The sequence below is a fragment of the Enterococcus pallens ATCC BAA-351 genome, from assembly GCF_000407485.1.
Classification (GTDB): Bacteria; Bacillota; Bacilli; order Lactobacillales; family Enterococcaceae; genus Enterococcus_A; species Enterococcus_A pallens.
Genome location: NZ_ASWD01000002.1, coordinates 146079 through 158883 on the forward strand (window position 1 = coordinate 146079; position 12805 = coordinate 158883).

Below are 12805 nucleotides of genomic sequence, written 5' to 3' on the forward strand. Positions count from 1 at the left end.
AACACCTCACAGCAAGTGTTTTGCAGCTCTTCTATTATTCCACCCCAAAAAACTTCTTGGCAATCGTTACACTTTCCAGTGCATCCTTCAAATAATAATCCGCACCAACGAATTCTATCGTTTCCTGCCATTGAAAGCAAAAATAGGAAGTAGCTTTTATCCTACTTCCTAACTCATCAAATCACCGTAATTCAGTAAACTAAATTTGCTTATTCTCCATTGCTAACTGACTATTCTTTTCCATTTTATTCTTGACCAGTTTCACCACATCATACCAGCAGACAGCAGCCATTCCCAGCAAAGCACAGCTTGCTAATTGGGACATAGATAAAGCTGCCAAATCTAAAAAGCCATTGATTGGCGAATAGATCAGTCCCAGCAAAGCAACAATGGTACCTCCCAATATTCCCCAAATCACTTTATCACGACGCAGCTGAACAAAGGTTTGAATCCCCAATAAATGATTCGAGCTGTTTACCATCACCAAAAAGATATTAGCAACAATCAACACAGTTAATCCCATTGTTCTGGCTAACTCATCATTAGTCGGAGCTTGCTGCAGGCTAAGATAGTAAGCTCCAAATGATGCCGCAAAAATAATCAATCCTTGAACCACACTTTTCAGCAATAATTTTGAAGATAAAATATTTTCATACCGACTTCTTGGCGGACGATTCATAATATCTGGCTCGCTGGGCTGTCTCTCTAAAACAACCGAACACGTCGGATCAATCACCAATTCTAACAATACGACATGCGTCGGCAATAGAAATAACGCTGATTGAGCGATTCCTAATAACGGTCCAAACAAAGCGGTCAAAGCAATTGGAATGTGAATAACAAAGATATACCCAATCGCCTTTTTGATGTTGTCATAAATTCGCCGACCGTCTTTAATAGTATTGACAATAGTTGAAAAATTGTCGTCCATCAAAATCAGATCAGCAGCCTCGCGGGAAACCTCAGAACCACGTTTACCCATGGCGATGCCAATATCCGCATACTTTAAGGCGGGCGCATCGTTTACTCCGTCACCTGTCATAGCAACAACCTCATCATTTTGCTTAATGGCTTTGACAATTTTCATTTTGTGCTCCGGAGTTACTCGCGAAAATACGTTGACTCCTTTCACCTTTTCCGCCAGCTCTACCTCAGTCAACTGATCTATTTCGTTGCCTGTCATCGCATAATCAGCATTCGCAATTCCTACCTGCTTGGCAATAGCACTAGCTGTAATCCCATTGTCTCCGGTAATCATCACTACTTTAATGCCAGCTTTTCGACATTGTAAAATGTCGTTCTTCACACCAAGACGCGGTGGATCGCTTAATCCCACCAACCCTAAGAAAGTAAGAGAACACTCTTCAATGGATGCAGGAATCTCAGATTTTTCAGCAACTACCTGCTCACCCACTACCAAAACTCGCAAGCCTCTTTTAGCAAATTGCTTGATTTCATGCGTAATTACTCGTTTGTCTTCTGGTGAGAGGGTTGAAATAGCCAAAACACTCTCCGGTGAACCCTTCACGGCAATCGTCGGCTTGCCTGATCGCTGCCAAACATGCCCCATCATCTTCAACTCGTCAGTAAAAGGATATTCTGTAATTAATTCATTAGAAAACAAGGCTTCTTTATCCCAATTATGCTCAGCGGCATATTCCAAGATCGCAATTTCCATCGGATCGTACGGCTCAGTCTCACAGGCCAAACCGACAATTTCGGTAAAGCGTTGCTGGCTTGCTTGATCTTTTATCCAACTATCGCTAACAGTCATTTTGTTTTCAGTAATTGTTCCGGTTTTATCCACTGCCAAGACAGATACCGATCCCATCGTTTCAACAGCTGGCAGCTTACGGATTAACGACTGCTTTTTAGCTAAGCGCCACGCACCCATTGATAGGAAAATGGTTAATACCACAGGAAACTCTTCTGGAATCATAGCCATCGCAATAGTAATTCCTGATAAAATACTTTGAATGATCCGATCTCCAAAAGCCAAATTACGGTCATTGAAGAAAGTCACTACGGCAACAAGCAATAAAAAAATAAAGGCAATCGTAGCACATACCTTTACCAGCTTACCTATTTGTTTGTCTAAAGGAGACGGCATATTCTCTACTGTAGCCAAGTGCTTGCCAATTTTGCCATATTCTGTCTGTGTCCCCGTTTTATCCACAAGAATCGTTGCACTGCCAGTTGTAACCAATGTTCCAGTATAAACGTAGTCGTCTCGCCAGTAATCCTTTCCAGTATTTTCTTCAGTTAGCGCAAGCTTTTTCCAGACGGCTTCAGCTTCACCTGTCAATGACGATTCGTTAACTCTTAGATCATTAGCCTTCATAACAAAACCATCTGCAGGAATTTTCACACCTTCTTCAATCAGCATTACATCTCCTGGAACTAGATCCTCGCTCAAAATCTCCACTGTCTGCTTGTTACGGATCACTTTGACTTTCGGCGCAGATAGGTCCTTTAACGCATTCAATGTTTGATCGGTTTTCCACTCTTGAACCACTTCGATCGCAATAATCACTGCGACAAAAGTCAGCATAATTAAGCCATCCTTTGGTTCTCCCAGAAAGAAATAGATCAGTGCCGCTACCACCAACAAAAGAAACATCGGTTCTAAAATAATGTGAAAGACCTTTAGATAAAATGGCTCCTTTTGCTTTTGCTCCAGTTGGTTCTTACCATATTCTGCTAATTGTTTATTCACTTGATCAGTCGTCAAGCCCTCCCAATTCATTTTCATCATACTCTCTCCTTCTACCAAAAAAATAAAAACGGTTCACTCATAATACCTGTCTTTTTTAATGATTACGACGCTATTTTTCTATTTCTTAGGCAACTTTTACTGTTTAGCAGAAACGAAAAAAACAAAAGCTGGGCGCTTAAAAAAATTTCTATAGGCCACCCTAATATTATTTTACATACGGTTAAAATTCCAATCAGCTAGACCCAAAATCTGCTCTAATGTATCACGAAAGCTATTGGTCAACGGAGCCTATTAGGTTATACTTGTTTTTAAAATAACCATTTGCATGAAGGAGGAATTGGATGACCTATAGCATTGGAACCTTTTCAGAATTGACTGGCTTCAGCATCGATACAATACGTTATTATGAAAAGCAAGGAATTATTCTGACTAAAAGAGATCTTAACAATCGTCGGATTTTTGATGAAAAAGATGTGGAGTGGTTAGTCTTTATTCGTAAATTGAAGCAAACAGGGATGAAATGGCTCAATTTCTATTGCAGCTTTATGATAGCCGAGAAGTTGTTGGCTCTATCAATCGGGATTCCTTCACCTTTAAAATAAGTCAAGGACGTTTGCCATCCGCTGCAGGCTCAGGAAACAATCAGAAATTTAAGTGATTTTCTTTTAAGAGAATACATGAAAAAACCTGTTATCGGATCACATTGATAACAGGTTTTCATTCATCCTCTAATTTTTCAAGCATCTGCTTCTTACCATAGTAATCCTTTTGATGCAAAATCGTCAGCAGGGTCAACAAAATCGCCAATAAGAACAACGAAGCCTTTACTATATTCATAAACCGGCTATTTACTATAAAGCCTAAATAAGGTAAATAAAAAGTCGGTTTTCCTATGAAATTACGAAAATGCACCAACCCCATTTCAGCTTCCGAGACATTATCCCCTTTAACAAAATAGCCATGAATTTTCTCATCAACAGACAAGACACGACGCGTTTTCACAGACTTCCCTTGATTCTCATAATAAGTAATCGACTCTCCTGCTTGCGCCTGCTTTTTGTTAGGACGGACAAATAAAAGTCCTCCTTTACGATACTTCGGTGCCATTTTGTCATCTTCCACGACATAAGGAGTGACCTCTAACAGACGAGGAATAACAATTGTTAGAGTTGTAAGCAAGAAGAAGAACACAATAACTGTTCCACAAACAACAGTTATCTTTTTATAGTAATTCATTCTTTCCCTCCTTTATTCTACTAGTTTCCCTCATTCATTTCTATCATATCATATTCATTCAATCAATGGATATGACAGTTATCTTTACCACCAATTTATTTCTAATTTTCAATTGTTTTCTAATATGATAGTATTAATGTAGCTACAATTTTAAAATAAGAAAACTGATGAAAGACGAGGTATTATTTTATGTCCCAAAAAGAGAGCAGACACGTCCCTAAGCTACTTTCTTTCCATTCACGACACACCTCGATACTCGTTACCATAATAACCGTTATTTTAATCCTGTTTTCTATCACCTTTTTTCAAATAGGAAAAGAACTTAAAAAAACACATGTTATGGAATTAAAGAAAGACTGGGTTTTCTTTGTTGAAAACCATTCTGATCAGCAGTTGTTTGGTGAGAATAATCGTCGGATCGAATTTGTTGATCCCAATGAAGTCTTAATTATGCAGCAGCCCTTACGGCAAACGGTCAAAAATCCTGAGCTCATTTTGCGAACCAATCATCAATGGGTCACGGTTTTGCTAAATGACCAGATTCTGTACCAGTATCAGAAAACAACGAATCAAGAGAATCCTGGACTCTTATTCACCAAAATTTCATTACCAAAGGATTATCAACAGAAATCTTTGAGAATTGTAACCCAGAGCCCTTACCCTTACTATGCTGGATTACCCGCTCAAGTTTTTTTAGGAGAAACGACTAAAGTAAATCAATTTTTCTTAATGCATTCCGTACCACAAATAATCATTCTGATGCTTTGCTTAGGTATTGGTATATCAGCCATTGTTCTGTTAATTCTACGAAGGAATTTGAGTAAAAAGCGTATTGCTCTAACTGGTTTATTGAGTATCTTCTCATTACTGGTAGGCATTCAATCTTCAGTAAACAATCTTTCTACTGGTACCTTGTTTACACCTGATAAACTGTCGCTGTGCTATAGCTTAACAGCTACCTTGATTCCGATTGCTTTAACCAGTTACTATTGGCTGAGAACTACCTTGTATCGTAAATGGTATTTTCCCGTCATCGCAATCGAATATGTATTATTGGTACTCACAATTATTAGTTTGATAACACAGCAGATAGCTTTGCCGGTTATTCTTCAGGTAGTTAGCGGCTTAAACGTATTTTTAACCTTGTATACAGCCATGATTTCTTTATTAGAGGCAGCTTCTGACAATCGCTTTTATATCATTTGTTCACCAGGGATTGTCATGGCAGCAGTCATCCACTGCTTCTTTTACATTCAATTATTCATTGGTGCTGCGAATCTGATTGTTGATTGGCCGATGATTCTATTCACTGCCTTAGCGGTTCTGATTTGCGGATATCATTTCTGGGAGGAATATGCTGCACTAAGCAAACGAAAAGCTAAAGAACAATCTGCAGCTTCTCGTTCAGCCTGCTTTGAACAAAAACTTCAAGCCTTAAACTGCTACTTTAGCTCGTTAGTTTATAAAGAAAACCACGTACAAGCATTACCGATAGGTTTAACCTTAGCTACTTTACGAAAGTACTACCAAGAAGCTTTTGCAAAGCTTGACGGAAAACTAGCCTGTGAATTCCATTTGCAGCAGAAGAACCAAGTGCTGGAAGAAGAACTACTGCAGCTATTGATTCAAATTTTTGAAAAATTACTGCTTTTAAAGCAGCATACCGGCTGCGATGCCGCTCTTTCTATTAGCCAAAAAGAAGATCAACTAATTATTGAAAGTCATATGGAGCCATATAGTCGTCCTACCTTCGATCAGACAATTCAAGAGGATTTGACGTTTTATCAGCAGAAATTGAGAAATTCCGTTGGAAAAAGAAAAGGTCATTATCAACGGTTAGAGCACCAATTAATTATTCGCCTCTCACAAAAGGAGCAGCCAATCGCCTAACAAGCGATCGCTGCTCCTTCTGCTCTTAATAGATTAACGTCAAGAATTCTTCTTTTGTAATGTTGCCGAAGTAATGAGTTAAGTCAATTTGATCGACTACCTTTTCTAAGGCTCCTTTTTCATATTTTGTACCGATAAGCTGATCTTCAACATCTTTAATTTCCCCTAGTCCAAAGAAATCACCGAAGATTATGGCTTCCTTGATTTCACCTTCAGCTACATTTAAACGTACCTCAATGGAACCGATGGCAAAACGCTGGCGACGTTCCAAGTTAAACTCAGGAGAACGGCCATAATTCCAATCCCAATTCCGGTAGTATTCATCGGAAATTTGATTGATGGCTTTCCAATCCTCATCGTTTAATTCATGGGTCTTCACTTGATCCACGCTATCCACGCCAAAAATTTGTAATAGAATCGCTTGGCGGAATTCTTCAGTCGTCATTCCCTGCTTATCTTCAGGTAAGAATGGCTTAATATTGGTCACACGGGAACGAATGGATTTAATCCCCTTTGATTCAATCTTGTCTTTACGAACCTTCAAAGCATTAACAACTTCATCCACATCACTGTCAAACATCAAAGTACCATGAGCAAACATCCGTCCATTAGTTGAGTACATGGCATTGCCAGAGAATTTCTTGTCCTCAATTACTAAGTCATTACGTCCCTTCAATTCAGCACCTTGAACCCCAAGCTTATGCAGCGCTTCTACGATCGGTTCAGTCAGCTTCTTAAAGTCTCGGAAGGAATTGCCATCATCTGGCATAATAAAGCTAAAGTTCAAGTTCCCAGTATCATGATAAACAGCTCCCCCACCACTTAAGCGGCGAACAACCTTAATACCGTGTTCTTCCACGTATTCCTTGTTAATTTCTTCAATCGTATTTTGATTGCGCCCAATAATAATTGAGGGCTCATTAATGTAAAACAACAGGATTGGCTCATCCAAAGGCATGTTGCGCAATAGATAGGTTTCAATCGCAAGGTTTACTCGTGGATCACGTTCTTGATCGTTTGGCACGTAAAGCATTCAATCATCTCCTAAATAATAAATTGTTTATGCGGTGCAGCCAATTCTACTGGGATTTCGCCACTGGCTGCTTGAGCCTGTTGACGCAGTTCCTCTAAATCACCCTGCTGTGGTAAATGAGTAAGTACTAGCTTTTTCACAGCAGCATTTTTGGCAAAGGTTCCGGATTCTTGTGCAGTGAAATGGGCTTTGTGATGCTCGTTTCCATTAAATAAATACGTATCTGCTAAGAATAAATCAGCATCCTTAGCAAACTCATTGAAGCCTTCCAGATAACCAGAATCACCGGTGAATACGAATATCTTCCCTGTTTCATCCTCCACAAAACGCATCGCATAGCAAGGAACCGGATGGATTGTCTTCATAAAGGTAATCGTAAGTGGTCCTACCTTCAAGTCTTCTGCTTCAAAATAAGGACGTCCTTCTGTTACTCCATCCATTGTTAAATCATTGAAGTGAAACTCATCTTCCGTATGACCATAAATCGGTAAAATCGGTTTCGGTACTTGGGTTGGATAAAGCTGCCAGTAATACTGCAGCACACCCAAATCCGCAATATGATCATGATGATAATGGGTTAAAATTACTGCATCCAACTCTAATGGATCCAACTCTTTTTCCAGTTCAACTAAGGTTGCACTACCTGCATCCAGCAGCAAATTGAAATCACCGCTTTGCAGCAAGTAGCTGGTGGTCCCTTGTCCTTCGTAAGGATACGCACCTAGGCAGCCTAAGACTGTCAATTTCATACAATCGTCTCCTCTGTTTCCAGTTTCTCTTTCAGTGCCTGATCATAAAAAGCCGCAATAGCTGTATTTGAATAAGCAATGGCCCAAAGTAATGGGATAACAAATAATAGTGTACCTAAAATATACCAGCCAATAAATGAAAGCTCTAGTAAAATGTATTGACCCCAACGATCCTTGATCAAATCCCAAGCCTTTTTAATACAATCCATTGCACTTAACTCAGGATAGTCAAATCGTAAATAAGCAGCAAAGCGGAACAAACCGCCAACAATACTTGTTACAAATAAGAATAAAATCAAGGTAATTAGAAATAAAAGCACAAAACCAGCAGTCGCTAATTGCCCTAGGCTGAAGTAATCAATACTTCCTGCCCCAATAACTAAACTGAAATAAAAGGCTAGTCCTCCTTGTAAGATTAGCGGTATGAAAATAACAAACCCTAATACGTACTGTACAATCAAATAGATGACATTAATTATCAGGACTGGCAGGTAATACTTTCCTTGAAAAACCACAAATAATTGGGCAAGGTCCGCTCGACCGCCTCGAACCACAAATAAACCAACATAGTAAGTCGCATAAGAAAAAGCAAACAAGACAAAGGTGCTGATTAGAAATGACATCACTGATTGAACAGAACCGTTATTAACTACACCTGTGACTTGTCCAATGGCCATTACCAATAACGAATTAAGGAAAATAAATCCAGCATTAATCCCCCATTGACCTCTTAGACTCTCTTTAGCAATTTTACGATAATCGCTAACCTTTAATTTTTCCATTGTATACCTCTTTCATTTTCCATCTCTATTTTAATAATCTCTCAAGCTTGCTAATGCATCATTGTCCAACCGAGCCACTACCTCTGTGACTAAACGAACGGTATTTAAATAATCATCTTCATGAATGATTGTATTGTGAGAATGTAAGTAACGTACTGGCACGGTAATTGCCAAAGATGGTACGCCATCGCGAGTTAAGTGCATTTGGCCTGCATCCGTTCCACCACCAGCAATCACAGTATATTGGAATGGAATCTCTAATTCTTCAGCAACCTTAATTACAAAGTTCAATAGTCGTTTGTGAGGAATCATTGACGCATCGTAAATTAGAATTTGCGGTCCTTTACCTAAAACAGAATCTGCTTCTTTGGGTGTCATCCCTGGAGTGTCCCCAGCAGTTCCAGTATCCAAAGCAAAAGCTACATCGGGATTTACCAAATGAGTACTGGTACGTGCGCCGCGTAATCCAACCTCTTCTTGCACATCGCTGCCAGCAAATAATACGTTGTGATGTTCACGTTTTGAAAGATTTTCCAACACACGCAAAGCAACTGCGGTTCCCACACGATTATCCCAAGCCTTAGCTAATAAAAATTTTGTATTGTTCATACGTTTGTATTCAGTATAAGGTGTCACCATGTCACCAGGACGAATCCCCCACTCTTTGGCTTCTTCTTCACTGGAAGCCCCAATGTCAATAAACATATCTTTAATTTCGTAAGGCTTTTTACGCGCTTCAGGTGACAGCACGTGCGGCGGTTTTGATCCAATTACCCCATGAATGATTTCGCCATCCATTGTCTTAATTTCCACCTGCTGTGCCAGCATAACCTGATTCCACCAGCCGCCAATGGTTTGAAACTCCAAAAAGCCCTTTTCAGTAATTTTCGTAACCATAAAACCTACTTCATCCATATGTCCAGAGATAAATACTTTTGGACCGCCGCCAGCACCATGTTTGGCAATGACACTTCCTAAGCCGTCAAAAAAGATATCATCCGCAAAATCCTTGGCATAGTCTTTAAAAACCTCTCTTACCTCGTCTTCATTTCCAGCAATTCCTCGGGCTGAAGTCAAATCAATTAGTAGTTGTTCTTCCTTTTGATCCACAATACATCCTCCTCATTCCTACAAATACATGAAACTATGATGATTTTTTTCACACTTCCAAGTATACCATTGTAAAAAAACTTTGCGTAGTCTAGATGTTTTTTCTTGGTATAATATACCCGAGGTGAAGAAAATGTCACGATTGTTAGCTGTAGAAGTAACGATGATGGTCATGATTGAAAATACCAAAGGCCAAATCCTCGTTCAAGACCGCCAGAAAAAAGACTGGCCTGGCTGGACATTCCCTGGTGGACATGTCGAAGAAAATGAAGGCGCCCGAGCGGCTACGATTCGGGAAATTAAAGAAGAAACGGGCTTAACGATTGATCCAGTTTTGATGGGGATAGCTGAATGGAATCATTTAGCAAAAAAAGAACGGGAACTGGCGTTTTTGTATACTGCTAAAACTGCCGAGGAACCCTATGCCAAGAGTAATCTTTTCTGGGTGAACAAAGACGATTTACAGACACAGCGCTTAGCTGGTACCTTGAATAACTTACTCCCCGTATTTTTTGGCGAGCTTCAACATTATTATCAAGAAGATTAAGCTTAACTTGAAAAAATAGTGTATTATATCCGGCTAATTATTGGTAAAATAAGGAAAAATGGAAGGAAGGTAAACAATGCGCGGAATAATATCTAATGATCAACGAGTCTATCGCTATGAGTCCCCTTTTTTGCTACAGGGAGAAAACGACTTGTCCTTAAGCGAACTTAGAAATATCTTTATCCGACAATTAACCGGTAACCCTCAAGCAAAATACGTTGCCAACAACTATGCTTTAGAAAAAGACAAACGTACTATTTCAGTTTGGCGCAAAGATGGAAAAGTCCTTTCCGATGATGAACAGGTTCGAATTGATCAAGTATTGCCAAGAATTTTCGAAACACATTAAAAAGGGACCAAAAAGTGATCCCTTATACTTGTGATACGCTGGTAAGCTTCATTGCTTGCCAGTTTTTTTAATGTTCTAAGACAGCTGCTTCTTTTTTGCTAAATAAACTCAAGCCGCCTTTTTCCTTCATAGTGATCAAATGAATAACCAAGAAAACTGCTGTAAAGGCTAGTAGAATCAACGTCTGCTGCAAGAATTTATCCTTGAAGGCTTGATTAAACTCGATAGTTTTACCTAGTAATTCATTGTTTTGAACGAACCAATAGGTTGGTGTGAATGAACCGATCTTCATTACCACATCAGGTAATATATCGGTTGGGACAAAAACTCCGCTGATGAAGCAAGAACCCATAATAAAAACATTGTTAATCCCGGCAATCGCTTCACTACTCTTAATCACACTAGTAACCAAGATAGAAAAAGCAACCATAACAGAGAAGAAAGCCAACGTGTTCAATAAAAAGTAACCTGTCAATTGATTAAAGCCGCTCTCCGTAGCAAAGAAAACAAAAACCATGAAAATCACTAAACAAAATAGCGAGTAGGCCAGACTGCCAATTGAAATACGACGAGACAATTTACGACGAGAGACTGGTGAACAGCTGTTGCGATCTTTGATTTCCTTCCGGTTAAACGCTAAGTTGATTACCGAATAGCCGCTGAAAATTGTCATAAACAAACCATAAGCTAATAGATTGTAAATGCTTGCCTTAACTGTTTGACGTCGTTTCTGATGATACGTAGTGTCAAAATGGACCGTGCCTTCTTCACTCAAGGTATCTTGGGTCATACTCAGGATTTCTTTCTGACTCACTGAGGGCATTTGCTTTTGAAAGGTTTGATAAGTGTTCAAAAAATGATTGATTGTTGTATTAACCAATGACTTCGAAAAGGTATCTGGCTTTGTCTGACTATCAACGGCTGCTTTCGTTCCGGCAGCTAAATCTGCACCAAAGTTTTTGGGAATAGTTAATACATACTCTGCTTTATCGAAATAGAGTGCATCGTCAATTCCTTTTTGACTATCATCCTCTAAGGTTACTCGTTCATGTTGTCGGGACAGCTGTTGCACCAAGCTGCGACTAATCGCTGAATCGTCCTTATCAAAAATTACAATCTTTGCGCCTCCTAAATCCTTTGGTTCAGATTTTAACTGTCCTGCATAAAAGACAGTTATGATGCCCATAATAATAATCCCCAATAATAAAGAGCCTTTGTTTCGTTTCAAAATTTGTAAGATTGCATTATATGTGGTCATATTGAACCTTCCTCTCGAAGTAATAGTTTAATAAGGTGAAAAGTATCGCAAAGCCGATCATCCACATCAGGTTTTGATAAAAAGGGCGCAAGGATTCATAATAAAACAATTGATACAAACTGTCGCTAATCAAATTAACAATATTCAGCTTGCCCAAAAGCGGTAAATGTAGGTCAATCCAGTACTTCAACGATTGTGATCCCATCATACCGGCAAAGAAACTCATCGCCATCGAAATTCCTACACCCACACTAATCTTCTGCTGAAAGGTCATTTTAGTAAATGCATTTCCTACTAAGGTTCCAAAGGACAGTGTAGCCAATGAAGCAATCGCATAAATCAGTAAAATATAACCCCAGCGATCCCCGAAATCTACACCGTAAACAAAACGGAAAACAGCTAGAATCGCCATACTTTGAATATAGAAGAGAACAAAGCTTGCTAGTAAATTAGCGGTAGCTACCACCAATTTATTTTTCGGGATAATACATAAGCGAATACCATTAGCTGATTGGTTCGCCTGCTGATCATTCGCATTCTTCAAGCCCCACATAAACCCATACATAATTGCCATCGCCACCAAAGTAAAGAAGTAAAAAGATTTGATGCTGAAATTACTAGATTCATGGCTTTCAGTGACAAAATCCTCTGAGCCAAAGGTATCTGCAGACAAGCTCTGAGGATCAACGGTTCCAGAAGCAAGTAACGCCTCTATCTCAGCACTTCTTTGAACGTATTGATTCAAAAATTCCTTCAAAACTGTTTGGGGAATTCCACTTTGACTAACGGAAAGAGCGATGTCTTCAGGCGTGATTTCATAGTAGCCAGCAATCTTGTCGTCAGCCAATTGTTTAACCGCCTCCTGCTTACTCATCCGCTCGCCTTGATACACTGGCTTGCCCTGGTCGTCTTCGATTGAATACAAAACATCTTCAAAGGATTCTGTTTTTTGCTTATCACTGGAAACAATCCCTACCTGAGTAGTTTCTAGACTATCCATATCATCCAATCCACTAAAAGCTAAGTTAAACAATAAGCCTAAGACTACTGGGAAAGCGAAGGTCCAAAATAGCAGAACTTTATTTTTTAATAATACCTTGATGCGGTAAACAAACAATCGTAAAAACATCTTCGA

General features: G+C 39.3%; 12 protein-coding genes. 4 read left to right on the plus strand and 8 right to left on the minus strand.

Annotated elements, in window-relative coordinates; genetic code table 11:
• Positions 1 to 199 precede the first annotated feature (199 nt).
• The gene (locus I588_RS07375; protein ID WP_245569554.1) at positions 200 to 2752 is read right to left on the minus strand and encodes a cation-translocating P-type ATPase; all 2553 of its coding nucleotides are present in this window, start codon (positions 2750 to 2752) and stop codon (positions 200 to 202) included.
• Positions 2753 to 3057: 305 nt separating this feature from the next.
• Here I588_RS07375 and I588_RS07380 point away from each other — a divergent pair, with 305 nt between their 5' ends.
• Positions 3058 to 3318, plus strand: coding sequence for a MerR family transcriptional regulator (locus I588_RS07380; protein WP_010755676.1), 261 nt, complete (start codon positions 3058 to 3060; stop codon positions 3316 to 3318).
• A gap of 115 nt (positions 3319 to 3433) precedes the next feature.
• Here the strand turns inward: I588_RS07380 and I588_RS07385 are convergent, their stop codons facing one another.
• A complete protein-coding gene (locus tag I588_RS07385) occupies positions 3434 to 3952 on the minus strand; it encodes a S24/S26 family peptidase (protein WP_010755675.1) in 519 nt (172 codons plus the stop codon).
• A 339-nt stretch (positions 3953 to 4291) separates the two neighbouring features.
• Here I588_RS07385 and I588_RS07390 point away from each other — a divergent pair, with 339 nt between their 5' ends.
• Positions 4292 to 5842 (plus strand): hypothetical protein, encoded by a 1551-nt coding sequence (locus I588_RS07390; RefSeq protein WP_051130047.1) that lies wholly within the window; start codon positions 4292 to 4294, stop codon positions 5840 to 5842.
• A gap of 25 nt (positions 5843 to 5867) precedes the next feature.
• On the opposite strand, the gene lplA is transcribed toward I588_RS07390, so the two are convergent.
• The 4 genes from lplA to I588_RS07410 are packed head-to-tail and all read right to left on the minus strand — an operon-like array spanning position 5868 to position 9516.
• The gene (gene lplA / locus I588_RS07395; protein ID WP_010755673.1) at positions 5868 to 6875 is read right to left on the minus strand and encodes a lipoate--protein ligase; all 1008 of its coding nucleotides are present in this window, start codon (positions 6873 to 6875) and stop codon (positions 5868 to 5870) included.
• Positions 6876 to 6886: 11 nt separating this feature from the next.
• Positions 6887 to 7624 carry an MBL fold metallo-hydrolase gene (locus tag I588_RS07400; protein ID WP_010755672.1) on the minus strand — a complete coding sequence of 246 codons (738 nt, stop codon included), beginning with the start codon at positions 7622 to 7624 and terminating at the stop codon, positions 6887 to 6889.
• Positions 7621 to 8406, minus strand: coding sequence for a DUF975 family protein (locus tag I588_RS07405; RefSeq protein ID WP_010755671.1), 786 nt, complete (start codon positions 8404 to 8406; stop codon positions 7621 to 7623). The genes I588_RS07400 and I588_RS07405 overlap by 4 nt, the downstream gene beginning before the upstream one ends.
• Positions 8407 to 8436: 30 nt before the next feature.
• Positions 8437 to 9516: a M42 family metallopeptidase gene (locus I588_RS07410; protein WP_010755670.1), complete on the minus strand. Its 1080-nt coding sequence runs from the start codon at positions 9514 to 9516 to the stop codon at positions 8437 to 8439.
• Positions 9517 to 9649: 133 nt separating this feature from the next.
• Here I588_RS07410 and I588_RS07415 point away from each other — a divergent pair, with 133 nt between their 5' ends.
• Both I588_RS07415 and I588_RS07420 read left to right on the plus strand, forming a co-directional pair.
• Entirely contained in the window at positions 9650 to 10063 is a 414-nt protein-coding gene (locus tag I588_RS07415) for an NUDIX domain-containing protein (RefSeq protein ID WP_010755669.1), read from the plus strand.
• Between the two features lie 76 nt (positions 10064 to 10139).
• A complete protein-coding gene (locus tag I588_RS07420; RefSeq protein ID WP_010755668.1) occupies positions 10140 to 10412 on the plus strand; it encodes a hypothetical protein in 273 nt (90 codons plus the stop codon).
• A gap of 67 nt (positions 10413 to 10479) precedes the next feature.
• On the opposite strand, the gene I588_RS07425 is transcribed toward I588_RS07420, so the two are convergent.
• A complete protein-coding gene (locus I588_RS07425; protein WP_010755667.1) occupies positions 10480 to 11670 on the minus strand; it encodes an ABC transporter permease in 1191 nt (396 codons plus the stop codon).
• Positions 11657 to 12799, minus strand: coding sequence for an ABC transporter permease (locus I588_RS07430; RefSeq protein ID WP_010755666.1), 1143 nt, complete (start codon positions 12797 to 12799; stop codon positions 11657 to 11659). Before I588_RS07430 ends, I588_RS07425 begins: the two co-directional genes overlap by 14 nt.
• Positions 12800 to 12805: the final 6 nt, after the last annotated feature.